Here is a 550-nt window from a genome sequence, read left to right as displayed (position 1 = left end):
AAGCCCTTTTTTATCTAATTCATGGAAATGTTCCCAGTTTGCCCATTTAGGTACTAATACAGAGTTTGATAATAATACACGCGGTGCTTCTTCATGTGTTTTGAAAACAGCAACTGGCTTACCAGATTGAACAAGCATCGTTTCATCATTTTCTAATCTTCTTAACGTATCAACAATCGCGTCGAAACTTTCCCAGTTACGCGCAGCCTTACCAATACCACCATATACAACTAACTTCTCAGGATGTTCCGCAACCTCAGGATCAAGGTTGTTGTATAACATTCTTAAAACCGCTTCTTGCTCCCAACCTTTACACTCAATTTCCAAACCTTTTTTCGCTTTAATCGCTCTAGACATATGTCATTTCCCCTTTTCTAAAAAATTAAATGCTTAAATAGAATTGAACTTTATACGTATTTAGTTAATTATCTTAAATATTCACAAACTTTCTCTATATCATGATGGAATACTCTATCTTGTGTGATTGAAGGTACGATTGATCTTAGTTCTTCGTATTTTGCTTTTGTCTTCGGTGATAGTTTGTCTACAC

General features: G+C 35.3%; 1 pseudogene. It reads right to left on the bottom strand.

The features are described from left to right. A pseudogene (locus tag KA878_RS13995) lies at nt 1-357 on the bottom strand (urocanate hydratase); the annotation flags it as partial. Nucleotides 358-550 lie beyond the last annotated feature (193 nt).

The sequence above is a fragment of the Staphylococcus sp. GDY8P57P genome (assembly GCF_017892585.1).
Taxonomy (GTDB): Bacteria; Bacillota; Bacilli; order Staphylococcales; family Staphylococcaceae; genus Staphylococcus; species Staphylococcus borealis.
This window is presented reverse-complemented; position numbering and strand designations above follow the sequence as displayed.